General features: G+C 36.8%; 1 protein-coding gene. It reads left to right on the forward strand.

What is annotated here, in order from left to right; all coding sequences use genetic code 11:
- On the forward strand, positions 1 to 243 hold a 243-nt coding region (locus tag IV54_RS08515; protein ID WP_057878939.1), incomplete at its 5' end, for a hypothetical protein.
- Positions 244 to 272: the final 29 nt, after the last annotated feature.

Consider the following 272-nt stretch of genomic DNA (forward strand, 5'->3'; position numbering starts at 1 on the left):
GCGCGTTTAAAACAAAAAATTGAGCGGGAAGATTTTAAATTACGGCAATCTAAATATTATGAAAGTCGGCAAGACCGCAAAGCTCGTTCTCGCCGATTAATTCAAAAAGGAGCTTTGCTAGAAAAATACTTTCAAGCTGATAACCTTTCGGTTGAACAAACCGAAGAGCTTTTAAAAACATTTGCCGATTACGTTAATGCCCATAAGCCGAATAAGCTCAAAAACGATCAACCTAATAACTAGGCCGATCGTTTTTATTTTCTGGATCATTT

This window comes from Levilactobacillus paucivorans (assembly GCF_001437125.1).
GTDB classification, from domain to species: Bacteria; Bacillota; Bacilli; order Lactobacillales; family Lactobacillaceae; genus Levilactobacillus; species Levilactobacillus paucivorans.